Annotated in this window: 19 protein-coding genes; 10 read left to right on the top strand and 9 right to left on the bottom strand. The window is 63.2% G+C overall.

Features of this window, described 5'->3' with window-relative positions:
* Positions 1-17 precede the first annotated feature (17 nt).
* Positions 18-2,678 carry an alanine--tRNA ligase gene (gene alaS / locus MUU54_RS04870; RefSeq protein WP_247242908.1) on the bottom strand — a complete coding sequence of 887 codons (2,661 nt, stop codon included), beginning with the start codon at positions 2,676-2,678 and terminating at the stop codon, positions 18-20.
* 148 nt (positions 2,679-2,826) lie between these two features.
* Positions 2,827-3,912 carry a recombinase RecA gene (recA, locus tag MUU54_RS04865; protein WP_247242907.1) on the bottom strand — a complete coding sequence of 362 codons (1,086 nt, stop codon included), beginning with the start codon at positions 3,910-3,912 and terminating at the stop codon, positions 2,827-2,829.
* A gap of 242 nt (positions 3,913-4,154) precedes the next feature.
* On the opposite strand from recA, the gene MUU54_RS04860 reads away from it, so the two are divergent.
* The 3 genes from MUU54_RS04860 to MUU54_RS04850 are packed head-to-tail and all read left to right on the top strand — an operon-like array spanning position 4,155 to position 6,980.
* Positions 4,155-5,099 (top strand): carbohydrate kinase family protein, encoded by a 945-nt coding sequence (locus tag MUU54_RS04860; protein ID WP_247242906.1) that lies wholly within the window; start codon positions 4,155-4,157, stop codon positions 5,097-5,099.
* 21 nt (positions 5,100-5,120) lie between these two features.
* A complete protein-coding gene (locus MUU54_RS04855; protein ID WP_247242905.1) occupies positions 5,121-6,050 on the top strand; it encodes a pseudouridine-5'-phosphate glycosidase in 930 nt (309 codons plus the stop codon).
* A 39-nt stretch (positions 6,051-6,089) separates the two neighbouring features.
* Positions 6,090-6,980 (top strand): DMT family transporter, encoded by an 891-nt coding sequence (locus MUU54_RS04850; RefSeq protein ID WP_247242904.1) that lies wholly within the window; start codon positions 6,090-6,092, stop codon positions 6,978-6,980.
* Between the two features lie 33 nt (positions 6,981-7,013).
* Here MUU54_RS04850 and cckA read toward each other — a convergent pair whose 3' ends face one another.
* Positions 7,014-9,611 carry a cell cycle histidine kinase CckA gene (gene cckA, locus MUU54_RS04845; protein ID WP_247242903.1) on the bottom strand — a complete coding sequence of 866 codons (2,598 nt, stop codon included), beginning with the start codon at positions 9,609-9,611 and terminating at the stop codon, positions 7,014-7,016.
* A gap of 220 nt (positions 9,612-9,831) precedes the next feature.
* Here cckA and MUU54_RS04840 point away from each other — a divergent pair, with 220 nt between their 5' ends.
* Positions 9,832-10,815, top strand: a complete 984-nt coding sequence (locus tag MUU54_RS04840; RefSeq protein ID WP_247242902.1) for a flagellar biosynthetic protein FliO — start codon at positions 9,832-9,834, stop codon at positions 10,813-10,815.
* Between the two features lie 86 nt (positions 10,816-10,901).
* Here the strand turns inward: MUU54_RS04840 and dksA are convergent, their stop codons facing one another.
* The gene (gene dksA / locus MUU54_RS04835) at positions 10,902-11,321 is read right to left on the bottom strand and encodes an RNA polymerase-binding protein DksA (RefSeq protein ID WP_247242901.1); all 420 of its coding nucleotides are present in this window, start codon (positions 11,319-11,321) and stop codon (positions 10,902-10,904) included.
* Between the two features lie 272 nt (positions 11,322-11,593).
* Between dksA and MUU54_RS04830 the strand changes: the two genes are divergently transcribed.
* The 4 genes from MUU54_RS04830 to MUU54_RS04815 all read left to right on the top strand — a co-directional run bounded on the left by MUU54_RS04830 (position 11,594) and on the right by MUU54_RS04815 (position 15,371).
* On the top strand, positions 11,594-12,091 hold the full coding sequence (locus MUU54_RS04830; protein WP_247242900.1) for a SixA phosphatase family protein: 498 nt from the start codon (positions 11,594-11,596) through the stop codon (positions 12,089-12,091).
* 88 nt (positions 12,092-12,179) lie between these two features.
* Positions 12,180-13,649, top strand: coding sequence for a YcjX family GTP-binding protein (locus MUU54_RS04825; protein WP_247242899.1), 1,470 nt, complete (start codon positions 12,180-12,182; stop codon positions 13,647-13,649).
* On the top strand, positions 13,646-14,773 hold the full coding sequence (locus MUU54_RS04820; protein WP_247242898.1) for a YcjF family protein: 1,128 nt from the start codon (positions 13,646-13,648) through the stop codon (positions 14,771-14,773). Before MUU54_RS04825 ends, MUU54_RS04820 begins: the two co-directional genes overlap by 4 nt.
* 79 nt (positions 14,774-14,852) lie before the next feature.
* Positions 14,853-15,371: a hypothetical protein gene (locus MUU54_RS04815; protein ID WP_247243011.1), complete on the top strand. Its 519-nt coding sequence runs from the start codon at positions 14,853-14,855 to the stop codon at positions 15,369-15,371.
* Here MUU54_RS04815 and folK read toward each other — a convergent pair whose 3' ends face one another.
* The 3 genes from folK to folP are packed head-to-tail and all read right to left on the bottom strand — an operon-like array spanning position 15,372 to position 17,129.
* Positions 15,372-15,890, bottom strand: coding sequence for a 2-amino-4-hydroxy-6-hydroxymethyldihydropteridine diphosphokinase (gene folK, locus MUU54_RS04810; protein ID WP_247242897.1), 519 nt, complete (start codon positions 15,888-15,890; stop codon positions 15,372-15,374).
* Between the two features lies 1 nt (position 15,891).
* Positions 15,892-16,257, bottom strand: coding sequence for a dihydroneopterin aldolase (folB, locus tag MUU54_RS04805; RefSeq protein ID WP_247242896.1), 366 nt, complete (start codon positions 16,255-16,257; stop codon positions 15,892-15,894).
* Positions 16,257-17,129 carry a dihydropteroate synthase gene (gene folP / locus MUU54_RS04800; RefSeq protein WP_247242895.1) on the bottom strand — a complete coding sequence of 291 codons (873 nt, stop codon included), beginning with the start codon at positions 17,127-17,129 and terminating at the stop codon, positions 16,257-16,259. The genes folB and folP overlap by 1 nt, the downstream gene beginning before the upstream one ends.
* Before the next feature lie 161 nt (positions 17,130-17,290).
* Here folP and MUU54_RS04795 point away from each other — a divergent pair, with 161 nt between their 5' ends.
* Positions 17,291-17,857 (top strand): DUF922 domain-containing Zn-dependent protease, encoded by a 567-nt coding sequence (locus tag MUU54_RS04795; protein WP_247242894.1) that lies wholly within the window; start codon positions 17,291-17,293, stop codon positions 17,855-17,857.
* Positions 17,858-18,141: 284 nt separating this feature from the next.
* On the opposite strand, the gene MUU54_RS04790 is transcribed toward MUU54_RS04795, so the two are convergent.
* Together MUU54_RS04790 and MUU54_RS04785 are read right to left on the bottom strand one after the other, a co-directional pair.
* Complete coding sequence (locus MUU54_RS04790) at positions 18,142-18,462, bottom strand: 2Fe-2S iron-sulfur cluster-binding protein (RefSeq protein WP_247242893.1); 321 nt, start codon at positions 18,460-18,462, stop codon at positions 18,142-18,144.
* A gap of 110 nt (positions 18,463-18,572) precedes the next feature.
* Entirely contained in the window at positions 18,573-18,926 is a 354-nt protein-coding gene (locus tag MUU54_RS04785; protein ID WP_247243010.1) for an Hpt domain-containing protein, read from the bottom strand.
* A 461-nt stretch (positions 18,927-19,387) separates the two neighbouring features.
* On the opposite strand from MUU54_RS04785, the gene MUU54_RS04780 reads away from it, so the two are divergent.
* Positions 19,388-25,954, top strand: a complete 6,567-nt coding sequence (locus MUU54_RS04780) for an apolipoprotein A-IV repeat region-like domain-containing protein (protein ID WP_247242892.1) — start codon at positions 19,388-19,390, stop codon at positions 25,952-25,954.
* The last annotated feature ends 124 nt before the right edge of the window (positions 25,955-26,078 follow it).

The raw sequence follows: 26,078 nt of genomic DNA, 5'->3' as shown, positions 1-26,078 counted from the left end.
CCTGGACGAGTCTCCCGTCAGGCTCCGAGCGCTTCGGCCACGGCCTCGACGGCTTCCTTCGCCTTCGACCCATCCGGGCCGCCGGCTTGCGCCATGTCTGGACGCCCGCCGCCGCCCTTGCCGCCAAGAGCGGCCGAGGCGACCCGAACAAGCTCGACGGCGCTGAACCGCTCGGTCAGATCCGGCGTCACAGCAACCACGGCGCTCGCCTTGCCGTCAGCGGAAACGCCGACCAGGCTTACGACGCCGGAGCCGAGGCTGAACTTGCCTTCGTCCGCCAGCCCCTTCAGGTCCTTGGCGTCGATGCCTTCCAGCACCTTGCCGAGGTATTTGATGCCGGCCACTTCACGAACCTCGCTTGCGCCGCCCCCTTGGCTTCCGCCCATGGCAAGCCGCCGCTTGGTTTCAGCCAGTTCGCGCTCCAGCTTCCGGCGCTCCTCCACCAGGGCTTCGACGCGCGAGACGACATCGCCCGGCTGTACCTTCAAGGCCGATGCAAGCGTCTTCACCCGCTCATCCTGCTCGGCGAGGTAAGCAAGCGCCGCTGCACCCGTGACGGCCTCGACACGGCGAACGCCAGCACCAACCGCGCTTTCGCCGAGGATCCGGATAGGACCGATGTCACCTGTGGCGTTCACATGCGTGCCGCCGCAGAGCTCGATCGAGTACGCCTTGCCGGCCTTCTCGTCCGTGATTGCCGCGCCCATGGAGACGACGCGAACCTCATCGCCGTACTTCTCGCCGAAGAGCGCCATGGCCCCCTCGGCAATCGCATCGTCGACGCTCATCAGACGAGTCGTCACTGGAGCGTTCTGCAGCACCACGGCGTTCGCCATCTCCTCGACTTTCTGCAGTTCGTCTGCCGACATTGGCTTCGGATGCGAAACGTCGAAGCGCAGCCGCTCCGGCGCGACCAGCGAACCCTTCTGCGCCACATGGGTTCCAAGCACTTCGCGCAGTGCCTCGTGCAGAAGGTGCGTGGCGGAATGGTTGGAACGCAGCCGCGAACGACGCGCGTGGTCGACCGCAAGGGCCACAGCCTCACCAGCCTTGAGGGTGCCGGACAGGACCTTGGCGCTGTGAACGAGAAGCCCCTCTCCCTTTTTCTGGGTGTCGGTCACCTCCAGACGAGCGTGATCGGTGCTGATCACGCCGGTGTCGCCCATCTGGCCGCCCGATTCGCCGTAGAACGGCGTCTGGCTGACCACCACCTGCACGATTTCGCCTGCGGTCACCGTGTCGACGCTTTCGCCGTCGCGCACCAGAGCCTGTACCACGCCTTCGGCGGTCTCGGTGTCGTAGCCGAGGAACTCGGTTGCGCCGTGCTTTTCCTTGAGCTCAAACCAGATCGTTTCGGTCGCCTTGTCGCCCGATCCTGCCCAGTTTGCACGGGCTTCGGCCTTTTGGCGCTGCATGGCGCCGTTGAAGCCGGTGATGTCGACCCCGATGCCGCGAGCGCGCAGCGCGTCCTGCGTCAGGTCGAGCGGAAAGCCATAGGTGTCGTAGAGCTTGAACGCGGTTTCGCCGTCCAGGCTGTCACCCTTGGCGAGTTCCTGCGTCGCGTCCGAAAGCAGCGCCAGGCCGCGGTCTAGCGTCTTGCGGAAGCGCGTCTCCTCGAGCTTCAGCGTTTCCGACGTCAGCGCCTCGGCGCGGACAAGCTCGGGATAGGCACGGCCCATTTCCTGAACCAACGTCGGCAGCAGCCTGTACATCAGCGGTTCGCGCGCGCCGAGCAGCTGCATATGGCGCATGGCGCGGCGCATGATGCGGCGAAGGACATAGCCGCGGCCCTCGTTCGACGGCAGCACGCCATCGGCGATGAGAAATGCGGAAGAACGCAAGTGGTCGGCAATAACGCGGAAGCTTGCCGCCTGATCGCCCTCGGCCTTGGCGCCCACCACATCTTCCGTTGCCTCGATCAGGTTGCGGAAGAGGTCCGTGTCGAACACGCTCTGGACGCCCTGCAGGATGCAGGCCATGCGCTCCAGCCCCATGCCGGTGTCGATCGACGGGCTCGGCAGCGGCGTACGCTCGCCCGGCGCCGTCTGCTCGAACTGCATAAAGACAAGGTTCCAGAACTCGAGGAAGCGATCGCCATCCTCTTCGGGCGAACCGGGAGGGCCTCCCCAGACGTGCTCGCCCTGGTCGATGAAGATTTCCGAGCAAGGGCCGCAGGGGCCGGTATCGCCCATCTGCCAGAAGTTGTCGGAGGTCGGGATGCGGATAATCCTTTCGTCGGAGAAGCCGGCGATCTTCTTCCACAGCGTCGCCGCTTCTTCGTCTTCAGAATAAACCGTGACCAGCAGGCGGTGCTTCGGCAGGTCGAAGCCTTCCGTGACCAGCTTCCAGGCAAGCTCGATCGCCTGCTCCTTGAAGTAGTCACCGAAGGAGAAGTTGCCGAGCATTTCGAAGAAGGTCAGGTGCCGCGCGGTATAGCCAACATTGTCCAGGTCGTTGTGCTTGCCACCGGCGCGCACGCACTTCTGCGAGGTCGTGGCGGTCGAATACGGGCGGCTTTCCAGACCGGTGAAGACGTTCTTGAACTGCACCATGCCGGCATTGGTGAACATCAGCGTCGGATCGTTGCGCGGCACCAGCGGGCTGGACGAGACCACCTCATGGCCGTTCTTCTTGAAATAGTCGAGGAAGGTCGACCGGATGTCATTCACGCCGCTCATGCTACGCCCTTTGTTCCGCTGATGCGGTTCCGTCATTTGAAACCAGTGGCTTTTATCGCCCGCACCGGAGACTGTCTAGCTAAACGCAGAACCGGCCGCGCATCTTTGCAGGTGGCGGCCGGTCAGACTGACGATAGCGAGTTGAGGACTACAGGTCCTCACCGTCGCCTTCCTGCGCATCGGGTCCGCCGTTTTCCAACAGGCGGTCGGCGATGAGCCCGGCGTTCTGTCGCAGCGCCATTTCGATTTCGCGTGCAAGTTCTGGGTTTTCGCGAAGAAAAGTCTTGGCGTTCTCACGACCCTGGCCGAGGCGCTGACTGTTGTAGGAGAACCAAGCTCCAGACTTCTCGACAATCCCTGCCTTGACGCCCAGGTCCACCAGTTCGCCCGTCTTCGACACGCCTTCGCCGTACATGATGTCGAATTCGACCTGCTTGAAGGGCGGTGCCATCTTGTTCTTGACGACCTTCACGCGGGTCTGGTTGCCGACAACCTCCTCGCGCTCCTTGACCGAGCCGATGCGGCGGATGTCGAGGCGGACCGAAGCGTAGAACTTGAGCGCATTGCCGCCGGTCGTGGTTTCGGGTGAACCGAACATCACGCCGATCTTCATGCGGATCTGGTTGATGAAGATCACCATCGTCTTTGACTTGGAGATCGACGCGGTCAGCTTGCGCAGCGCCTGGCTCATCAGGCGTGCCTGGAGGCCCGGCAGGCTGTCGCCCATCTCGCCTTCGATCTCGGCCCGCGGCGTGAGCGCGGCGACCGAGTCGACCACGAGCACGTCGATTGCGCCGGAACGGACCAAGGTGTCGGTAATTTCCAGCGCCTGCTCGCCCGTGTCAGGCTGCGAGATCAGCAGGTTTTCCAAATCCACGCCGAGTTTGCGCGCATAGACCGGATCCAGCGCATGCTCGGCGTCCACAAAGGCGCAGATGCCGCCTTTTTTCTGAGCCTCTGCGACCGTCTGCAGCGCCAGCGTTGTCTTACCCGAACTTTCGGGACCATAGATCTCGATGATACGGCCCTTCGGAAGGCCGCCGATGCCAAGCGCGATGTCGAGGCTGAGAGAACCGGTTGAAACGGTTTCGATCTCGACCACGTTGTCCTTCGAGCCGAGCTTCATGATCGATCCCTTGCCGAAGGACCGTTCAATCTGCGACAGTGCCGCATCCAGCGCTTTGCTCTTATCCACTGTATTTTCCTCTACAAGCCGCAAAGAATTCTGTGCCATCTGACCCACCTTTAGGTTATTGACGCCGCGCAGGCAACGAAGCGACCGATAAAGATCCTGTACATGGTTTGTTCTCGCTATTCAAGATGTCCCGCCAAGATTGATTATCTTCATCAATCCCCCCTTCGTTCTCTTTCTGTTTCCATTTGTAAAACTCGCGGTCTTCGGCCTCTACAGGGGCAGTGGAGGAGCACAGCTTTGGCTCGAATCACAGCCCCTTCGTCTGTCGCTGGTGCTGGGCGATGAGAAAGCAGATCCTCGTCCTCGGCGGCGCCCATCTTGACCGGCGCGGCCGCATCTCTGGGGGAACCGCCATGGGCGCAAGCAACCCGGGAAGCTGGATCGAGGAGATTGGCGGCGGCGCCTTCAATGTGGCGCGCAATCTCGCCCGGCTCGGTCATGATGTCACTATGGTCTCCCCGCGGGGCGGAGATCCAACGGCAGGGGCAGTTGCGCAGGCCGCCGAGGCTGCCGGCGTTGTCGACCGCCCCTTCGTCTTTCTCGACCGTGCCACCCCCAGTTATACGGCAGTCCTGGAGCGCGACGGCAATCTGGTGATCGCTCTGGCGGACATGGATCTCTACCGCTTCTTCAGCCCGCGCCGGCTGCGCGTGCGCACCTTGCGGGAAGCGATTGCCGCGGCGGACATGATCGTCTGCGACGCCAATTTGCCGGCCGAGACGCTGACGGCGTTGGCGGTCCAGGCGAAACAGGCGGGCGTACCTGTCGCCGGCATCGCCATCTCGCCGGCGAAGGTCGTGCGCTTTCGTGGGGCCATGCTCGACCTCGCCTGGCTGTTCATGAATGCCGCCGAAGCGGCTGCTCTGTCCGGCGAGCGCGTTGCCGCTGTCCAGGAGTGGCCTGGCATCTTCCGGGAACGCAAGCTGGAGGCCGCCGTCATCACCAATGGCGGGCGCCCACTGGCCGCATACTCTCAAGGCGAAACCTGCACCCTTACCCCTCCACCGCTTGCCGAGGTTGCCGATGTGACCGGTGCCGGGGATGCTCTGGCCGCCGGGACCATCGACGCCCTTTTGCGCGGCCTCCCCCTGGAAAACGCCGTCACTCGGGGCATCGCCGCCTCCCGCATCACCTTGCGCTCGCCGCATGCGGTCGCTCCGGATCTCTCGCTGGAGGCCCTGGAGCAGGAAGCAGCCCTTGTGGGGACGCCCGAAAAAGTGTTGTGAGAGACGCGAACGGAGACAGACATGACGAACAGCCCTTCCCTCCCCATCCTCTACTCGCGCGAAGTCGAGGCAGCCCGGACGAAGGGCGCGCCGATCGTCGCGCTCGAATCCACCATCATCACACATGGCATGCCCTATCCGGGCAACATCGAGATGGCGCGCAGCGTGGAGACGATCATCCGCAACGGCTGCGCAGTGCCCGCCACCATCGCGGTGATCGATGGCACACTGCATGTGGGACTGGAAGCGGAGCAGCTCGAAAAGCTCACCCAGGCGAAGGACGTCATGAAGCTGTCGCGCGCAGATTTTGCCTTTGCGCTCGCCACCGGCCGGACAGGAGCGACAACCGTCGCAGCAACGATGATCGCGGCAGCACTGGCAGGCATCCGCGTCTTTGCAACCGGCGGCATCGGCGGCGTGCACCGGGGTGCCGAGCAGAGCTTCGACATCTCCGCAGACCTCGAGGAACTGGCGAAGACGGATGTCATCGTCGTCTGCGCCGGCGCCAAGGCGATCCTCGATATTCCGAAGACGCTAGAGGTGCTGGAAACGCGCGGCGTGCCGGTCGTCACCCACCGCTCAACCGACTTCCCGGCCTTCTGGTCGCGCGTCTCCGGCTTTCCCAGCCCGCTGACGGTGGAGACCGCGTCGGAAATTGCGACGTTCGAGGCGGCGCGCCAGGCGGCAGGCATCCGCGGCGGCATCCTGGTGGCCAATCCGGTTCCGGAACAGGACGAAATCGCGCGCGACGAGATTGAAGGTTTCATCCAGGTGGCGCTTAAGGCCGCCGAGGAACAGAAGATCGCGGCAAAGGCGGTTACGCCCTTCCTGCTCGACCACATCTTCCAGCAGACCGGCGGTCGAAGCCTGAAGACGAACATCGCGCTCGTCGAAAACAATGCACGGCTTGCGGCGGAGATTGCCGTCGCCCTGGCGGACGAACGCGCTTAGCCACGGTCACCACCCTTCCCTGTCTCCGGAGACCTCACCTTGACTGCACTGTCCAACACTGTCCGGGTGCCGGAGCAAAGGTCGGCGCTTGTGGCGCTCATTGCCGGGGGCACTGCTATCGGCGCCTCCCCGATCTTCGTTCGTCTGTCCGAGATCGGCCCCGTCTCCACCGGCTTCTGGCGGCTGGCGCTTGCGCTCATTCCTCTTTCCTTGTGGGCGCTTCTCAAGCCTGCGCCGGTGGAAAGGCAACGCCTCACTCTCCAGGATTGCCTGCTTCTCATTCTTCCCGGGCTCGCCCTCGCCATCGATCTGGTCGCCTGGCATCTCTCGCTGCACATGACCTCGGTTGCCAATGCGACGCTGCTCGCCAATCTGGCACCTGTCTTTGTCACTCTGATCGGGTTTCTGCTGTTCCGGACGGTCGTGACGCGCATCTTTCTCCTCGGCCTCGCGCTCGCAGTCATTGGTGTCGTGACGCTGAAGGGCGGGCCTGCCGCACTGGCGGACGGCCATCTGGCAGGCGATTCGGTGGCGGTGCTCGCAGCCGTCTTCTACGCCTGCTACATCCTCGCCATCGGGCGGCTGCGCAGCCGGTTCGATACCGTGCGGATCATGATCTGGAGCTCCGCCTCGGCGGCGCTCGCCATCCTTCCGTTTGCGCTCTACTTCGAAGGCAACATCCTGCCGCCGACGCTCTATGGTTGGGCGGTACTCTTCGGCCTCGCCTTCATCAGCCATGCGGGCGGGCAGGCGGCGATCACCTACGCGCTCGCCTTCCTCCCCGCCGCCTTTTCGTCGCTCACGCTCCTTTTGCAGCCGGTGGTGGCGGCGATCCTCGCATGGATCATCCTGGCGGAGGCGGTCGGTCCGCTGCAGGCGCTCGGCGGCGCAATCGTGCTGGCCGGCATCCTCGTCGCCCGCCGCGGCTGAAGGTTGACAAACGGCGCCGGGAACAGCGTCGTCCTAGTTGTCCAACATCTCCCGCACGGCGACTGCCAACTGCTTCAGCGAGAAGGGCTTCGGCAGGAAGCCGAACTTGGCATCGGCCGGCAGATTGCGCGCGAACGCGTCTTCCGCGTAGCCGGAGACGAAGATGAACTTCAGGTCCGGGTAGTTCTTGCGCAATTCACCGAGAAGCGTCGGTCCGTCCATCTCCGGCATCACGACGTCGGAGACGACGATGTCGACCTTGCCCTCGAGCTCTTCCATGATGTCGAGCGCCTCGACGCCGGAGCCCGCCTCGTGGACGGTATAGCCGCGGGTTTCGAGCATACGCTTGCCACCCCGGCGGACAGCTTCCTCGTCCTCCACCAGCAGGACGACGGCGGAATTGCCGGTCAGATCCACTGGTTCTTCCGACTTCGCCGTCTGGGCCACTTCGGCCGGTGGAACGGCATCCGGCGTCGGTTGCATTTCCTGCAGCACTGGTGCTTCGGGAACGTGGCGCGGAAGGAAGATGCGGAACGTGGTGCCGCGGCCGACTTCTGATTCGGGATGAATATAGCCGCCCGATTGCTTGACGATGCCATAGACCATCGAGAGGCCAAGGCCGGTCCCCTTGCCCACTTCCTTGGTGGTGAAGAAAGGCTCGAAGATCTTGTCCATGATTTCCGGCGGAATGCCCGTGCCGCTGTCGGAGACCTCGACCATGACGAAATCCTCCGCCGGAAGATCGGCCTGCGGGAAGCTGGAGGTCTCGTCGGCCGCGACGTTGCGCGTCTTGATCAGTAGCGTTCCGCCTTCGGACATCGCGTCGCGAGCGTTGACGCAGAGGTTGATCAGCACCTGCTCGAACTGAGAAAGGTCGGTGCGTACAGTCCACAGATCGCGACCGTAATCGACCTCCAGCTTCACATTGGTGCCGGAAATCAGCCGGTCGACCAGCATGCGCAGATCGCCCACGACATCGGTCAGGTTGAGGACGACCGGCCGCATCGTCTGCTTGCGCGAAAACGCCAGCAGCTGGCGGACCAGCACGGCGGCGCGGTTGGCGTTCCGCTTGATCTCCATCAGATCGGCGAAGCTCGCATCCGACGGACGCGCCTGCAGCAGCAGATGGTCTGAGGACAGAAGGATAGCGGTCAACACGTTGTTGAAGTCGTGGGCAATACCGCCCGCCAGCGTCCCGACGGCATTCATCTTCTGCGTCTGCGCCATCTGCGTCTCGAGCGCCTTCTGCTCGGTCGTCTCAACCGCGTAGACTATCGCCACCTCTTCTGGAGCCTCGTCGCTCTCGTCGATCACGGCGTTGACGTAGAAGCGCACGTAGCGGCTCTCATCGCCCGGATGGCGGCAGTCGATCGGAGCGATGTCGCCCTGCCTGTCCTTGGCGGCGGCAAGCGCCTGCATCAGCTGCGGACGGGCGCTTTCGTTGACGATGGCCTCAAGATGGGCGCCAGCGTCCACCTGATCGCGGGACACCACCCCGGCAAACAACCGCAGGAACGGCGCGTTGATGCGCAGGATCTTGCCGTCACCGTCGACGGAAGCGATCGCCATCGGCGTATTGTTGAAGAAGCGGGTGAAGCGCATGGCCGAAGCGGACTGATCGCCGTCCGCACCCTTCGGACGGTTCAAGACGATGGTGCGGCTCTCACCAGGCGCCCCGTCGCGCATCGACGTCACGGAATGGACCAGACGCGCCGGAACGCTCTGCCCGTTGGTGCGGCGCAAATCGAGATCCAGCGTCTCCGTCCGCTGCAGCCCGGGTGCTGCCTGAACCGACTGGATCAGGGCCATGCCCTCGCCGGCCACGAGGTCGCTGATCGACATCGATCGCGGCACGAACTTCGTCAGGTCGATGCCCAGCCATTCGGCGAGCGTCGCATTGATGTAGAAGATCTCGCCTTTGCGGCCGGCCGAGAAGAAACCCGCTGGTGCATGGTCGAGATAGTCGATGGCGTTCTGCAGCTCGCGGAAAAAGCGTTCCTGGTCATCGCGCTCGGAGGTGATGTCGGTCAACTGCCAGATATCGAGCTGGCTGCCACCCTGCCCGCCCGGGCGCATATGGCGTGCCTTCAACCGATACCAATGAGCGCCGGAGCCGTTGCTGCTGCGACCCAGCGGCTGCGGCAGGCGGAATTCCTCGTGGCTCTCGCGTCCCTCCCGCAAACCGTTGGTCAGGCGGTAGAGCGCCTCGCTCGACTCGCGATTGCGCGACAGAAGCGGTTCGAGCGGCTGTACATTGCTTGCATTGCTGGCACCGGTCAGGCGCCCGTAGGCCGCATTGGCGTAGACGATTCGACCGCGGCTGTCGGTGACCAGAATGCCGTCCGGGTGGCTCGCCAGGAAGCTCCGGGCCAGTTCATCGGAGCGCGACTGCGGCATCACCTCGACAAAACCGATCGCCGAAGACACCAGAAAGAAGATGCCGACCATGGCCAGCACGCCGAGCAGTCCCAGCACCAGCTCATTGTCCAGCGCCTGCTGGAAGAACACGAAGGCGACGGCCACGCCGATCAGAACCAGCGCCAGCAAAAGGATGCGGATGACGGTCCCGCCGCGCGCGCCTCGGTCCACCAGCGGCGCCTCATAGTTGCCGCCTTGCTGCAACTTCGTCATCAAGTCCTCACTGTTCGGCCGCCCGAAGACCGCGCAACTCATGTAGCCGTCGGCATGCTGCCGCGATTCTTTCTTAGCAAGTTGCCGATGATGCAAAAAGCGGCGGGCCGCAGAAAAGCCGGGATAGTGGCCCGGTTCCTGCCGGTCGCCTTGTGCGCATCTTGCCTCGGCAGAAAAAAGAAGCACTTCTATATCCACCTTCGAGCCGGGAGTAACGACGATGATGGAAGACTTCATGAGCGCCTATGGCGGCCGGCTGATCGTCGCCATCGTCGGCGTCGGCATCGGCTTCCTTTGCCTCGTCGGAGTCCTGTGGCTGTTGCGCGGGCGGCGGGGGCCGTCCCCCTTCATCCGCGGCGGCCGCAATCGCCAGCCACGCCTGCAGGTGCTGGATGCCGCCGCAGTCGATGCACGCCGCCGCCTCGTCCTCGTTCGCCGCGATGAGGTGGAACACCTGATCATGATCGGTGGCCCGACCGATATCGTCATTGAAAGTGGTATATCGGGCGCAGCCACGCATGAAGCGGCCGCGCCTCGCGAAGCAACTGTGCAAAACGCAAAGGCACAGGATGCAGTTCGCGATCCCGGAGCTCCCGCACGCGCCGCCCGACCGCCTGTGGCATCAAGTGAGACGCGGCGCAGGCCTCCTCAGGCACCAGCCGAAGTGGGTGAAACGTCTCCGGCTCAGACCATTGCGCCGGAAATCCGGAGCCGCCCGCAGAAGGCTGCCGACGCTGCGCCTCGGCCGGTAACGCCGCCCCCAACCGTCGCGCCTTTCATCGCCCCGGCTCTGGCATCGCCTGCGGCCTCGCCCACGACGCCTGCAGCAGCTGTGGAGCCGGCACTAGTCCGCCGTGAGCCCGTGTTGAACGAAGCGGCTGATATCCTGGATGCGGCTCGCAACAGAGTCTTCCAAGGGCCGTCGGAGCCGGTACGCCCAAATCCGGCTTCGGCCCAGCCTCCGGCCTCGGCAGAGACCGCGCCAAAACCCCTCGGCAGCGACTTCGAACGCATCCTGGAGGAGGAAATGGCGAACAACCTGGCGACACGGCAGACGGCCGACACGCCCGTCTCCCGGGAAGCACCCAGGCAGCTCGACGAGGACGCCCAGAAGCCGCGCGTCACCGGCGCCACGCCCGAGCCATCGCTCCAGGACGAAATGGCGCGGATCTTTGGCGAGATGTCGGTTACGCGCGACAGGTAATCGAACCGTCGAGGATCCTACATTCCAGCAATAAAAAAGGCGCGGACAACCCCGCGCCTCAAAATGAAGCCCTAAGATCTCGACGCCTATTCGTCGCGGTACACCTTTTCGCGCCGCTCGTGACGCTCCTGCGCTTCGATCGACAGCGTGGCAATCGGCCGGGCATCCAGACGCTTCAGCCCGATAGGCTCTCCCGTTTCCTCGCAATAGCCGTAGGTCCCGTCCTCGATCCGCTGCAGCGCAGCATCGATCTTGGAGATCAGCTTGCGCTGGCGGTCGCGGGCGCGAAGCTCGATCGCTCGATCGGTCTCTGAAGAGGCCCTATCGGCCAGGTCGGGGTGGTTGGCGCTTTCTTCCGCGAGATGATCAAGGGTCTCGCGTGCTTCTCTCAGGATGTCGTTCTTCCAGGCAACCAGCTTCGCCCGGAAATACGCCTTCTGGTTCGCATTCATGAACTCATCGTCTTCCGAGAGCACATAACTGCTAAGATCGATCTTCTCACTCAACGCGATTCTCCCGAAGAACATCTCAAGGCCGGCTCTATATCGCAATCGCCTATGCGCGTTCAAGCCTCAAGGAACGGGAGAAAACAATTTTAAAACTGTCATATTATTAGGCTAAATGGTTATAAATTTGGCTCTATTCTAGTCCAGTCGCAGTCGGTACCGGGCGATGTGGGTAATCTTCAATCCCTCATCCTCCCAAGACCATCGTTGCTGTTGACGGGTCTGCGGAGGAAGCGCTACCCATCCGCTCGATCAACCTTGGCAGCAGAGCGATGACCCCGAGCCCCCCCTCCCGCATCTATCTGCTGCGTCACGCCAGATCAGCCTGGGCGCAAGCCGGCGAGCGCGATTTCGAGCGGCCGCTGGATGGCGAGGGGTTCGCGGAAGCAGAGATCATTGCAGAAAAGGCCGCAGATCACGGGTATCGCCCGGACCGCGTGATCAGCTCGACGGCCGTCCGCTGCCGCCAGACAGCCGAGGCGGTTCGGCGTGCGATGGATGAGGAACTCGAACTGGTCTTCGTCGACGAGCTCTACAATGCCCCGGTCGATACATATCTCGAGCTTCTTCGCGCAAATACCGCCATCAGCTCCCTCATGATTGTCGGCCACAACCCGACGATCGAAGAAGTTCTCGAGCGGCTGATCGGTACGGACGAAAGCGCAGGCGTCATTCCCATAGGATATCCGACGGCCGGCCTCGCCGTTCTGGATCAGCCGAGCGTTTCAGACGCTCAGTTTTGGCGCCTGACGGACTTTCTGACGGTCTGACGCGCAGGCTGCAAACCACCTCTTCCAGCGTCATTCTTTCCACCGCCGAAGGGCTTTCCTATATTGGTGGCAAAAGAAGGATCCTGCCTTGCCGCCCTCCCTCACCAGCTTCACAGACGACGCCCGCATTGCCATCGACAACCTTGCCGACCGAGCCGTAGGACTGGTCAATCCGACAGTGCGCTTGGGCGTCACGGGGCTTTCGCGCGCGGGCAAGACGGTCTTCATCTCGTCGCTCGTGCACAACCTGCTGAACGGCGGCCGGCTTCCGCTTCTGGAGCCGATCCGCTCCGGCCGCGTTTCTTCGATCAAGCTCGAGCCGCAGCCTGACGACGCGATCCCGCGCTTCCAGTACGAGGACCATATCCAGGCATTGGTACGGGATCGCGTCTGGCCGGATTCCACCCGCGCGATCTCCGAGCTCCGCATCACGATCGACTACCAGAGCGCCAGCGGCTGGAACCGGATGTTCTCACCCGGCAGGCTGTCGATCGATATCGTAGACTACCCCGGCGAATGGCTCCTCGACCTTCCGCTGCTCGGCCAGAACTATCGCGCATTCAGCGAAGCGACCGTTGCCCTTGCTGGAACAGGGATCAGAGCAGAACTGTCGAGGGAATGGCTGGGGCTATATTCCAGCATCGACCCGGATGCACCGGCGGACGAAATGACGGCGCGCCGCCTTGCCGAGGCATTCGCTGCATACCTCAAGGCTTGCAAGTCGGACGAGCGCTCGCTCTCGACGCTGGCGCCGGGGCGCTTCCTGATGCCGGGGGATCTCGAAGGATCACCCGCCCTGACCTTCGCGCCGCTGCCGAACATCCCGGAGCACCGTGCGCCGAAAGGTTCGCTGCGGGCGATGATGGAGCGGCGCTACGAGGCCTACAAGGCGATCGTCGTGAAACCCTTCTTCCGCGACCATTTCGCCCGCCTCGATCGCCAGATCGTATTGATTGACGCTTTGCAGGCGATCAACCGTGGCCAGGAAGCCGTGCAGGACCTCGAGCGGGCGCTTGCCGATGTGCTTGCCTGCTTCCGGCCCGGCACCAACAGCCTCCTCTCCTCCTTGCTCGGTCGCCGTATAGACAAGGTGCTGGTCGCTGCGACCAAGGCCGATCATCTCCATCACGAGAGCCACGACAGGCTGGAAAAACTGACCGCCCGCCTCGTCGACCGAGTCATCCACCGCATCGGCATGGCTGGTGCCGGTATCGAGGTCATGGCGATCGCTTCCGTGCGCTCCACCCGCGAGGCAACCGTCAACGAGGGTGGTGAGGCACTCCCCGTCATCGTCGGCACGCCGATGGCGGGCGAACGAATCGGCGCAGAGACCTTCGACGGCAACCGTAAGACCGCAGTCTTTCCCGGCGACCTGCCGCAGGATCCGGAGCTCTTCTTCCGCCAGCTTGGCGAGCCGGGAGCCGAACTGCTTGAGATCAACTTCGTCCGCTTTCGCCCGCCGGCGTTGGAGGAAACAGGAAGCGGCATCAAGCTCTCGGTCCCGCATATCCGTCTCGACCGTGCCATGCAGTTCCTTTTTGGAGATCGCCTCGCATGACCGCATCCGACGACAACAGCACCCGCCCGATCCGACGCCCCGACGCTTATCAGGTAGAAGGTAAGCGTGAGGGAGAAACTGCTACGGTCGCCGCTCCCCGCCTGCCGCGCAGCTTTGACGATGGCGTCAGGCTGACGCCGGAAGAGCAGGATCCATTCCTGTCTCCACCAGAGCTTTCTTCCGATGCGAGCCCCGTTGCAGAGCCTCGTCGGCGCCGCCGCTTCTCGTTCGCCAACCTCGCCTTCGCAGCCTTCGGCACCTTCCTGTCGCTTGCCTTCGGGCTGTGGGCGGACAGGGTCGTCCGCGACCTCTTCACCAGCGCCGACTGGCTTGGCTATGCAGCCATGATGGCGCTTGCGATTGGGGTATTTGCAGTGGCTATTGTCGTCGCCCGTGAAGTTGCCGGCATCCTGCGGCTTTCTGCGGTGCAGACCCTGAAGGCAGAGGCCGAATCCGCGGCCGAAGCACCACTTCCGGCAAGCGCGCGTGTCGTCGTCGCAAGCCTCAAAAAGCTCCTGTCTCACCGGCCGGAAACCGCCAAGGGTCGCGCGGTGCTCGACGCCACGAAGGACGAGATCATCGATGGGCCTCAACTGATCGATCTTGCAGAACGCGAGTTGCTCACGCCGCTGGACCGACAGGCGCGCGCTCTGATCCTTAACGCGTCGAAGCGCGTCTCCATCGTCACTGCCGTTAGTCCCCGCGCCATGGTCGATCTCGCCTATGTCGTCTTCGAGGTGTCCCGCCTGATTCGGGCGATGGCCGAGCTCTACGGTGGCCGGCCGGGCAGGCTCGGGCTTCTGCGGCTAATGCGAGATGTGGTCGGTCACCTGGCGGTGACGGGCTCGATTGCCGTCGGAGACGGTCTGGCGCAGCAGGTGCTGGGTCATGGACTTGCGGCGAGACTGTCAAAGCGCCTCGGCGAAGGCGTGATCAATGGGCTACTGACGGCACGCATCGGGATTGCAGCCATGGACCTCTGCCGCCCGCTCCCGTTTCGTGCCCTGAAGCGTCCAGGCATCGGCGACTTTCTCTCAGATATTGCCGCGGTCAGCGGTCAACGCGAGAGAGCTGATTATCCGGTCATGGGGCATTCCAAGGGCGACAAAGATACCAGTCGTTAACCATTCCTCCCGTAGGTTTGACGCTTGAAAAGGCTCAGGCTCGGCCAAGGAATCTCCCATGTATCTGCGCATTCTCCCCATGATTGCCGTCGCACTCGGCGCCACGTCCGCCATGGCTCCAGAGGTCTCCGCGGCGCCCCGGGACAAGGCATTCTTCCAGTCCGTCGCCGGCAGCTGGAAGGGGCCGGGCGAAATCGTCGCCGGGAAGTACAAGGGCACGAAGTTCAGCTGCAATCTGACCGGCGAGCCGACGCCAAACGGCGAAACCGGCATCAAGCTGGACGGCACCTGCCGCGTCGGCGTCTTCAAGCAACCGATGTCTGCCGTGATTACCGAAGCTGGCAAGGGCTACAAAGGCCAGTTTCTTGACGGCGCAGATGGCAAGGGCCTCGACATCATCTCCGGCGCCGTCAACGGCGACAAGGTGGTGGTCGGCATCAACCGCGCCCAGCTGAACGGCGCCATGGTGGCCAGCCTGCGCGGCACCAACACCATGAACATCACGATCTCCGTCAAGGTGGAGGATCAGATGATCCCAGTCATTGGGCTGACACTTGACCGCGACCTCGATTCGATCGCCGTCGGATCAATCGATTGATCAGGGGCGGGAGCTTTCCTCCCGCCACCAATCTGGGTTCTCGCTTGCAACCCGGATACCCTCCTGCTCCGTCTGCGAAAGCCAATCCCCTACAGTTCGCCCCGCGACTTCGAGCAAAGGGGCGATATCGTTGAGCGGCATGAGCACGAACGCACGCTCCGTCATCCGCGGATGCGGCAGCTGCAGCCGCTCCATACTCGTCTTTAGACCATCATAGCTGAGGATGTCGATATCGATCGTGCGTGGGCCCCACCGTTCGATCCGCACCCGTTTCATGTCCCGCTCGATCTCAAGACAGAGATCCAGAAGCGCCTCGGGCTGCAGGTCGGTCTGGATCAGCGCACAGCAGTTGAAGAAGTCTGCCTGATCGGTCTTCCCCCAAGGCGGCGTCTTGTACAGGCGCGACACGGCATTGACCTGACAGTGTGGATGCCGGTTGAGTTGCTGCAGGGCGCGCGCCATTGCCGCAGGCGGATCACCGATATTGCCGCCGAGGCCCAACGCTGCCGTGGATCCCATGTCAGGACGGTCGATAATCGACAGTCACCTCCGCATAATCGAGCACACCCGCAATGGGCGCGCTCGGCTTCCGGATTGCGATTTGCGCGCGGTGGATTTGCGGGTAGCGGCTGCAGAGCAGCTTGGCGATATCCATCGCGAGCGTCTCGATCAACTTCCGCCTTCTGCCTGTCATCACCTCTTCGATCAGCTGAAAAGCTTCTCCGTAATGGACGGTGTCCTCGACACGGTCGGAACTGAGCGCCTCCCCTCCGTCCACCTCCAGAATGGCATCGACGAAGAACCGCTGTCCCATCGCCGCTTCCTCCTCCAGCACGCCGTGGCGGGCGAAGAAGGCGCAGTTCTTCAGCTTGATCGCGTAGAGCATTATTTGCGGTCTCCATGTGTCTGCTGCTGGACGGCTATAACCGCGTCGGCCATTGCCAGCGCGTCACGGGTCGACGCGACATCGTGAACCCGAAAGATCGCGGCACCTGCCAAGCGCAACATCACTGTGGTGGCGGCGGTTCCGATATCGCGATCCGCAGCCTTCTCTCTACCGGTCACCGCACCAATGAAGCGCTTGCGCGACGTGCCCACCAGCCAAGGTAATCCCACGTCCTGCAACTCAGGGAAGCGCGCCATCAGCTCCAGGTTGGCGTCAGAATCCTTGGCGAAGCCGAAGCCGGGATCCAAGACGATCGCATCATCGCGAACGCCCGCGGCTCTGGCGAACCCGAGAGAGACATCGAAGAACGCCCTCTGGTCCGCAATGACATCCGGCAGAAGCTCCCCTGCCCGGTCCCGTCCGGTATGCATGATGCAGAGCCCAGCGGAGGCGGCCGCAACCACACGGGCGATCTCGGGCTCCCGCCGAAGCCCATGGACGTCATTGACGATATGAGCGCCTGCCGCGATCGCCAACCGCGCCGTCTCGGCCCGGTAGGTATCGATCGAGATTAGCGCATCCGTCTCCCGGACAAGCCGTTCGATGACAGGCAGAACCCGGTCCTGTTCCTGCGCCGCACTAACTTCGGCGGCACCCGGTCGCGTAGACTCCCCGCCGATGTCCAGAATGGATGCCCCCTCTTCAACACAGGCTAGAGCTTGAGAAACGGCATGCGAAGCATCAACGAAGCGACCGCCGTCGGAAAAAGAATCGGGGGTAACATTGACGATGGCCATGATCTGGCCGCGGTTGCCGAGTTCAAGGCACCTCCCGCGCCCCACAGACCATGAGATGTTGCGGTCCGGTGTCATGTCTGCAGTCATCGTCCCGGAGTAACGCAAATTTTTCCGCCTTTTTGTTGCGCCGCGCATGGCTATGCCGCAAGCTTCTCGAAAGTTCAATGTCCGCAGGCCGCCAAATGTCCTTGAATTCCCGATTCCGTCACGCTCTCGGCGGAGTCGTCATCTTCTGCATGACGGCCACATCAGCGGCGAGCGATCCTCAGATTTCCAAGACCTACGGCTATTTCAGCATAGGCGGCAAGACCGCCGAAGACCTGGACAAGGAGCTGGAAAATCGCGGGCCCTTCACGCAGACGACGGGGCACCGGCATCCCGGCGCAACCGAGATCAAGTTCGGCGGCGAGGTCACCTATGTGGAGCGCGGCGGCAAGTGCTCAGTAGGGGCTGCCAAGGTCACGCTGTCGACCCACCTCATCCTGCCGCGTTGGAGCAACCGCCGTCGTGCGGAAAAGGATCTTCGCTTCATTTGGGATACGCTGTCGTCGGATATCAAAAGGCATGAGGAGCGTCACGCCGAGATCGCACGAGGCTATGCACGCGCGCTGGAAAAGGAACTCCTCGGTCTCCGGCCGGAAAAGGATTGCGACGTTCTGCAAAAGCAGGTGGGCGCCACCACGCGCCGGGTGCTTGAGGCGCACGATCGCGACCAGCTCCGCTTCGATCGGGTTGAGTCGACCAACTTCGACAACCGCATGATGCGCCTGTTGAAGTACCGCATGCACCAGAATGACGGTTGATCGGCCCCCGGAGCTTGCGCGACGCTTGCCGGCGACCCGCCTAATCACCGATGATATATTATGCTATGCTAATGGTGCCCACCGTTGTAGAGATGGCGGGGACTTGAGATGCGGCGGCGATCAGCAGGGACGGATGTCCTTGCCGTCAGCATCTCGGTGGCATGAAGCCACGGCTGGTCCTAAATCTCCCGGCGCACGCACGGGAGCAGGTCATCCTCCCGACCCGCTTCCGTTGACGCCTCACTGGCCTCGCCGGCGCATCGCGCCGCGAGGCTTTTTTTTAGCTAAGCCTGTCGCTCCGGCACATTGACCACGAGACCGTCTAGGTCATCGGCCACCTTGATCTGACAGGAGAGCCGCGAAGTTGGCTTCACCTCATAGGCAAAGTCGAGCATATCCTCCTCCATCGGAGACGGCGGTCCGACGCGATCGGCCCAGGCTTCATCGACATAGACGTGGCAGGTTGCGCAGGCGCATGCGCCACCGCACTCGGCCTCGATGCCGGGGACGGAGTTGCGCACCGCATTCTCCATCACGGTTGATCCGTTGGCAGCATCCAGGTCGTAGCGCGTTCCGTCGAAGGCGACGATGGTCAGTTTCGTCATGATATGGGAATCCGGTCGGTTTTGTGCGGGAGAAGAAGACCCGTCGTCCGACGGATCGCGTTTGCCGTCAACATAGGCAGCCGAAGCCGCGTCGGCAATGCCGCGGAAGTTCAGCGGCAAAGCTTCAGGATGAAGTTTTCCGACTCCAGCACCGCCGCCCCGAGCGAGGCGATCGAACCTGCATCTGCAGCATTCTCTTCTGCGCGTGCCGCAGCTTCCGCCGCCTTGAAGGCACCAACAGCTGCCGCCGCACTCTTCAAACGCCCGGCCGCGGCTGCCGAACCCGCTGCATCTCCCTTACCGATCTCGCGCACGGTGTGGCGGGCCTGTCGGACGAACATCTGCAGCGCCTCCATCTCCAGGCTTTTGTCGCCTTTCGTTCTCGCCGCAAGGTGAACGAGAACGATCGGGCGCGACTGTGAGGGCGAGGTTGCTCGGGTGGTAACGGGCGCGTCGAACGCGATATTGGACGTGCTATTCCTCCGAACTTAGGTTACCCCAGCTTGTCGGGTGCGATGGCTCCATCCCGCTAAATTCGGGCGCGAACAGGGCCGGAATCTTCGCGTATGGTTAATTTCCGCTAAGCGCGCTGATTTACAGGACTTTAGCCAGATTCTATGGTTTAAATCCTGTTAACAAGACGTGGCACTGTCACTGCCGCCCCGGGCCTCGAATTGTGAACGCGGGGCAGATGTGCCACTACAGTACAGGTGGAATGGCGGGAGTCTCCTCTCGCCGCCGCCGATGGCGCGCTGGTAAGCTTTCCTTATCATCCGTTTGCAAGAACGCCATCGGAAGTGAAAGTGATAGGGTTCTCAAGGTCATGACGACACAAGGGAACCGGCAGGCATGATTTCCGGCTGATCGATGGGCGGCGTGATCAGGAAGGAAATGGCCGGGCGAGTATGTAGCGAGGCGTAACCGCATGGCAAAGAACACCACGAGCGAGTCGATCGACGAGACCGCCTTCCAGGCACTGGAGGACGCGCTCAAGATCGACTTCAACGACGAGCAAGATGCCCGTCGTAAGCCGGCGCCCCACGCCTCGGAGGCCAGAGTGTCAGATACCCCCAAACAGCGTTCTTCTGCTCGACGTCAGGAAAATCCGGCGCAACCGCCCCGCAGCCAGAGTGCCGATACAACCGCACGCGGTCCTGCTTTCGAGCCCGCCAACGACGGCGGCCGCCGCAGCACGCTCAATATGCTTAAGTCTCTGGAAGGCGGCACGATGCGGTCGTCGCTGCGCAATGCAGCCATCGTGTCGATGCTTTGGGCAGTGGGCGGCATCGGCATGGCGCAGCTGATCTACGGCTCCGAGCTGTGGAGCATCGGCTCGGTCGCCGGCCTGCTCTCTGCTCCAGGCATCGTCGCGATCCTCGTCGGGATTGTGGTTCCGATCCTGCTGTTCTTCGCCTTCGCAATCATGATGGCGCGCGCCCAGGATCTGCGCAACGCCGCCCGTTCCATGGCGGAAGTGGCCCTGCGGCTTTCGGAGCCGGAGACCATCGCTGCCGAGCGGATCATGACCGTGGGCCAGGCCGTTCGCCGCGAGGTGTCGGCCATGAACGAAGGGATCGAGCGGACGATCGCACGCGCAACGGAGCTCGAGACTCTTGTTCATTCCGAAGTAAACGCGCTGGAGCGCAGCTATACGGATAACGAGCTGCGGGTTCGCGGTCTCGTCCATGAACTCGGCAGCGAACGCGACGCGATCGTCAATCATGCTGAGCGTATCCGCTCCTCTATCGTTGGCGCGCATGAGCAGCTGAAGGAAGAGCTGTCGCTGGCAACGGAAGAAATCTCCATCCGCCTCGCCACCTCCGGCGAAGCGTTTGCATCGATGATCGATACGCGCGCCGCCGCGTTGACCGAAAAGACCAATGCCGCGGGTGAAGCACTGGGCTCGCTGCTTGCGGCCAAGGCGCAGGATCTGGTCGAGACGCTGAGCTCATCTGGGTTTGCGCTCGCGAACGAATTCGACGAACGACTGCAGACCCTCACCTCGACACTCTCCGAGCGGGGTCAGGAAATGCTCGGCGAGTTCGAGACGCGTGCCTCGACGCTCGATGCCAGCACAGAACGGCTGAATGCCGCTCTCGCCGACCGCACCCGCCAGCTCAATGAAACGCTGATCGCCCGCACCCGCGAGATCACCGAGGGACTGGCCGAGGGTGAACGGAGCATCACCACCTCACTTGAAGCAGTACTGACCTCGCTCAACCAGTCGCTCGACGAAAAGGGCACGCTGTTCCAGCGCAACCTCCAGACGGCTGCCGACGATGCGGTTATGGACCTCGACCTGCGCACCGGCCTCTTCGAAGAGCGCCTGCAGGCAACCGTTGGCCAGATCAGCACGACCTTCGACGAGGGGCTCACGCAATTTGCCACCGCCTTCGACCAGCGCGCCGGCAGCCTCGACAGCAAGCTGATGGACAGCCTCGCCCGCATCAACGAGACCGTCGCGGGCGGCACGGAGTCGATCGAGGGCATCCTTAGCAGCAGCATCGAGCGGATCGGAAGCGCCCTCACCGATCAGTCTCTCAGCCTTGCTGCTGCGCTTGGCACGGGACAAGAGGTGCTCGACTCGATGCTGGAGAGCCGCACCCGCGAATTCAGCGATGCTCTGGCGGCCCGCACCAGCGAGATCACCGGCGCGTTTGGGAATACCCACGAGACTATCGATGCCGTGCTCGCCGAGCGCAGCAGCGTTTTGATCGGTGCCCTCACCGATAGCCAGGCGCGTTTCGATGAAACTCTGGGAGAACGTTCGAAGTCCGTGATCGACGCTCTTGAGGGTGGCCAACAGCGCTTCGCGACCGCCCTCGACGAGCGCACTGCAGCGATCCAGGCCACCGTCTGGGACGCACCGGAGCGTCTCGCCAGCCTTCTGGATCAGCGCACGGCCGCAATTGCAGAAGCGCTCTCCACCAATGGTGACAGGCTCGGCGAACTCCTCGACGACAAGACGATGGAGATCAGCACCGCGTTTGCCCTCGGTGAGGATCGCATTGCCGGGATCCTGACCAACCTGGCCGACGCGCCGGAGCGCCTGTCCGGCGTTCTCGACGAACGCGCCGCCGCCATTGCCCGCCATATCGCGGCAGGTGAGCAGCGGATTGGCGAAGGCTTTGATCGTCGCGTCGCGGATCTCACGCAGGCACTGTCCGCGAACGGTGACCGCCTGGGCGAACTCCTCGACGCCAAGACGATGGACATCAGCACCGCCTTGGCGCTTGGAGAGGATCGCATCGGCAGCATTCTGACCAGCCTTGCTGAGGCGCCGGAGCGCCTGTCGAGCACGCTCGAGGAACGCGCCGCCGCCGTCGCTCGCTACATCGCAGAAGGCGAACAGCGGATCGGCGAGGGCTTCGACCGTCGCGTCGCCGAGCTGACCCAAGCGCTTTCCGCCAACGGCGACCGCCTGGGCGAACTCCTCGACGACAAGACGATGGACATCAGCACCGCCTTGGCGCTTGGCGAGGATCGCATCGGCAGCATTCTGGCCAGCCTTGCTGAGGCGCCGGAACGCCTGTCGAGCACGCTCGAGGAACGCGCCGCTGCCGTCGCTCGCTACATCGCAGAAGGCGAACAGAGGATCGGCGAGGGCTTCGACCGTCGCGTCGCCGAGCTGACCCAAGCGCTTTCCGCCAACGGCGACCGTCTGGGCGAACTGCTCGACGACAAGACGATGGAGATTAACACGGCGTTCGCCCTTGGCGAGGACCGGATATCCGGCATTCTCACCAATCTCGCAGACACACCCGAGAGGCTCTCCGGCATCCTTGACGAGCGGACCGCCGCAATCGCCCGCCATATCGAGGAAGGCGAGCAGCGGCTCGGAAACACTCTCGACCACCATGTCTTGGGTCTCGCGCAGACGATCGCCTCCAACGGCGAAAAGATCGGCGAGATGCTCGACGACAAGGCGATGGAATTGAGCACCGCCTTCGCACTCGGCGAAGACCGTATTGCGAGCGTGTTGAACACCGTCGCCGATGCACCGGAACGTCTTTCCAGCGTTCTCGACGAGCGCGCCGCAGCCATTGCTCGCCATCTCGAAGAGGGCGAACAGCGTCTTGGCGAGAGCCTCGATCAGCGCGTTGCGGGATTCTCGCAAGCCATCACCGCCAACGGCGACAAGATTGGCGAGATGCTCGACGACAAGGCGATGGAGCTGACTACCGCTTTCGCTCTTGGTGAAGACCGCCTCACCGGCGTGCTGGACGAGCGGACCGAGAAGCTGATCAACACTGCCACTGACGCAAGAAGCCTTCTCGAGCAGTCCGTGGGACAAGTTTCCGAACGTCTGGAATCGGTTCTTGGACAGGGCGCCGAGCGCTTCGAAAGCAGCTTCACCAGCGGGACCGAGCGGCTTGAAACAACGATCGGTGCAGGACAGGAGCGGGTTTCCGACACCCTCCAGTCGATGCACGTGCAGTTTGCCGGTACAGTGACATCCGCCAATCGGCAACTCGAAGAAACGCTCGGCAGCAACTATGATCGCCTGCGCGCGGTTCTTGAAGAGCGCAGCGAGATGATCTCTGGCGCCCTCACCCAGGCGCATGAGCAGATCACCGAACTCATGTCCGATCAGGCCACCTCGATCGGAACGACGATCGCAACCAGTGCCGGCCTCCTCGAGATGTCGCTCGAACTGCAGCAGGACGAGTTCCGAGCAGCCATCGACGGCGCCGGCTCCGACATGGAGCGACGCCTCAACTTCACCGCGGGCGAAATCGCAACGAGACTCAATACCGCTGCACAGGAAATCACCCGGTCAGCGGACGATTTCTCCGGTCGCATTGAGAGCACCGTCGGCAACGTGGCCGAGCTAGTCGACGGCGCAGGACGCAACATTGGCGAGGCGCACCAGCGAATCGCCGGCACGTTGGAAACCGGCGCGTCCCGTCTGGACGAGCGGCTGTCAACGATGGACCGTGCGCTCACCATCGGCCTCGACAATGTCACCAAGACGATCGAGGGCAAGGCGGCAGGTCTGGCGGCGACGCTGCGCGAAGCCGTCAGCAACGCTGCCGAAGGCATGGACAGCGAAGCAATCCGCTCCGCCGAAGTGCTCACCCGCGCCGGCGCAGAGTTCACGGACGAGCTGACCAACCGCAATGCCGAGTTCACCCGCTCCATCGAGGAGCGGTCGAACGAGATCATCGCGCGCATTTCTGAAACCCAGAGCCGCCTCGCGGGTCAAGCAGCCACCGTGGCACAGGCCTTCTCGGAAGCCGGCAATGCAATCGTGAACAAGGTTGCAGAAGCCGACTCCCTGGTGAAGCGCCAGGTCACGGCCATTTCCGAGGCCCTGGGCGAAGCGGAACAGGCGCTCGAAGCGCGCGGCGGTTCTCTCCGGGGCACACTCTCTGAGACGGCCGGTGAACTGCAGGCAGCCATGGATGCCGTCGACAAGGCGCTTGCTGCCCGCGGTGACGCGATCCGCGCTGCTCTCGACAGCCGCGCCCGTGACCTGAACTCGATGCTAGCCAGCCGGACCACCGAGCTGTCGCGCCTCATCGAGGAACAGGCAAAGCCTGTGGTCGATCAATATGCGGTAGCCAGCCGCACTGCCGCCGATCAGATCGCCAGCGCCGCACAGGAGACCACGGATCGAATTGCGGCGATCGCGAGCGAAAGCACCAGTCGCATCCGAAATGAGAATACCGCTCTGGTGGACGCAATCGCTTCCCGAACGGACGAAGCACTGACTGCGCTCACACAGCGCGCAGAAAGCACGACCGGCGCAATCCTTGCCGTCGAACGTGGTCTGACAGGCAACGTCAACGCACTGATCGATCGTCTAGCGGAAAGCAACACCGGCATCGCAGACATGGTTCAGCGGGCCGCCCACAACATCATTACGGCGACCGACGAGGCGGCCACCCGTCTGGCTGGCGTCGACGAGCGTCTCGATGCCACCGCCAACCGCTTCCAGGAATCGGCCAACCAGGCGGTGGACATGGTCTCCGGTTCCAGCCGTCTGCTGGAAAGCAACATCGACCGTCTCGCCAACATTTCTGGCCAGACGCTCGGCCAGGTCGGCGGCATCGTTGGCCGGTTCGATGAGCACTCCAAGGTGCTTGCTCAGGCGTCCGAACTTCTCGGTGCCGCCCAGTCGAACCTCGCCAACACACTGGGCGAGCGTCAGACGGCGTTGCGGGATCTGTCCCTCGGCCTCGTCAAGCAATCTGAGCAGATCGAAGCGACCATGCGCAATCTGACGACGCTGGTGGAAAGCGCCTTCAGCCGTGCCGGCGAGCGCTCCTCGGAGGTCGCAACCCACCTGCGCGAGAGCCTCCATGGCGCCTTCGCCGATGTCGGGCGCACGCTGGGCGAGACCCAGCAGCGCGCTGATCTCGCGGCACGCTCCGTGCGCGAAGCCCTTCTTGGCGCAGGCCAGGAGGCAAATCGCACGATTGACGAGACGATGTCGGATGCGGAAAACCGCGCCAAGGGACTGGCCGAGCGCATTCGTGGCAGCGTCGACGGATCGCTCGGCGACGTCGAACGGATGTTGAACGAGGCCGGCCAGCGTTCCGACAACGCCGCGGCGCATCTGCGTGAAGCGCTGCGCCAGTCGGTGGAGGAAGCAGTCAGCCGCTTTGCGGGCGCCACCGACGAGATCCGCCGCTCCGCAAACGAAATCCGCGAAGAACTCGACAGTACCCGCTCGGAATTGAAGCGTGGCGCCTTCGACCTTCCCGAAGAGGCGAAAGAGAGCGCCGCTGCGATGCGTCGTGCGGTCGCCGAGCAGATCAAGGCGCTGCAGGATCTCTCGCAGCTGGTCAGCCGTTCCTCCCAGCAACTGGAGGTCTCGCAGCCCGCTCAGCCGCGCGCCCCGGCACCCGCCACGGCACCGCGGCCGCAGCAGGCAACCGCCCTGCCGCAACCGCCTGCCGCCGCACCTCGTTCGGACATCCTGTCCTCCGGCCTGCGCGGCTCGCTGAACGTCCAGCCTGCGGCACAGCCCGCTCAGCAGCAGCGGCCGGCAGAACCCGCACCGCGGCCCGGTGAGGGGGGCTGGATCAGCGACCTTCTGCGCGGCGCCTCCCGCGAGCCGGCAGCAGATAATCGCCAGGCACCGCGTCAACCTGAGCAGCCGGCCGCGCGCGGCAACGGCGACAACCGCAACCCGCGTCACATGGTCGAATCGCTGAACTCACTCTCGGTGGATATCGCCCGCGCCATCGATCATGATGCATCGGTCGATCTCTGGCGGCGTTACCAGCGCGGCGAACGTGACGTCTTCACCCGCAGGCTCTATACGCTGAAGGGGCAGCAAACCTTCGACGAAATCAAGCGCAAGTACGAGCGCGAGCCGGAATTCCGGACCGCCGTCGACCGCTATATTGCCGATTTCGAAAAGCTGCTGAACGATGTCGCCCGCACCGATCGCGACAAGACCGTCACCCAGAGCTACCTCACCTCGGACACGGGCAAGGTCTATACCATGCTCGCCCATGCCGCCGGTCGCTTCAACGGCTAGCCTCCCGGCGCTGAGCGTTCATAGCCATAAAAAGAAATGGCCGCCCAAGAGGCGGCCATCAGCTTGATGACAAACCCCCACCCCACCTTCTCAAGGACCAAGATTCACGGAACGTCTCTGAATC

Origin of the sequence: Pseudorhizobium tarimense, from assembly GCF_022968135.1 — a bacterium.
Taxonomy (GTDB): Bacteria; Pseudomonadota; Alphaproteobacteria; order Rhizobiales; family Rhizobiaceae; genus Neorhizobium; species Neorhizobium tarimense.
This window is presented reverse-complemented; position numbering and strand designations above follow the sequence as displayed.

Excerpts from the sequence above, each read along its gene's own strand:
- MUU54_RS04860 (WP_247242906.1), top strand. The coding sequence starts at position 4,155 with ATGAGAAAGCAGATCCTCGTCCTCGGCGGCGCCCATCTTGACCGGCGC.
- recA (WP_247242907.1), bottom strand. The coding sequence starts at position 3,912 with ATGGCACAGAATTCTTTGCGGCTTGTAGAGGAAAATACAGTGGATAAG.
- folK (WP_247242897.1), bottom strand. The coding sequence starts at position 15,890 with ATGGGATCCACGGCAGCGTTGGGCCTCGGCGGCAATATCGGTGATCCG.
- MUU54_RS04795 (WP_247242894.1), top strand. The coding sequence starts at position 17,291 with ATGACGGCCACATCAGCGGCGAGCGATCCTCAGATTTCCAAGACCTAC.
- MUU54_RS04830 (WP_247242900.1), top strand. The coding sequence starts at position 11,594 with ATGACCCCGAGCCCCCCCTCCCGCATCTATCTGCTGCGTCACGCCAGA.
- folB (WP_247242896.1), bottom strand. The coding sequence starts at position 16,257 with ATGCTCTACGCGATCAAGCTGAAGAACTGCGCCTTCTTCGCCCGCCAC.
- MUU54_RS04855 (WP_247242905.1), top strand. The coding sequence starts at position 5,121 with ATGACGAACAGCCCTTCCCTCCCCATCCTCTACTCGCGCGAAGTCGAG.
- cckA (WP_247242903.1), bottom strand. The coding sequence starts at position 9,611 with ATGACGAAGTTGCAGCAAGGCGGCAACTATGAGGCGCCGCTGGTGGAC.
- MUU54_RS04815 (WP_247243011.1), top strand. The coding sequence starts at position 14,853 with ATGATTGCCGTCGCACTCGGCGCCACGTCCGCCATGGCTCCAGAGGTC.
- MUU54_RS04820 (WP_247242898.1), top strand. The coding sequence starts at position 13,646 with ATGACCGCATCCGACGACAACAGCACCCGCCCGATCCGACGCCCCGAC.
- folP (WP_247242895.1), bottom strand. The coding sequence starts at position 17,129 with ATGACACCGGACCGCAACATCTCATGGTCTGTGGGGCGCGGGAGGTGC.
- alaS (WP_247242908.1), bottom strand. The coding sequence starts at position 2,678 with ATGAGCGGCGTGAATGACATCCGGTCGACCTTCCTCGACTATTTCAAG.
- MUU54_RS04790 (WP_247242893.1), bottom strand. The coding sequence starts at position 18,462 with ATGACGAAACTGACCATCGTCGCCTTCGACGGAACGCGCTACGACCTG.
- MUU54_RS04780 (WP_247242892.1), top strand. The coding sequence starts at position 19,388 with ATGGCAAAGAACACCACGAGCGAGTCGATCGACGAGACCGCCTTCCAG.
- MUU54_RS04840 (WP_247242902.1), top strand. The coding sequence starts at position 9,832 with ATGATGGAAGACTTCATGAGCGCCTATGGCGGCCGGCTGATCGTCGCC.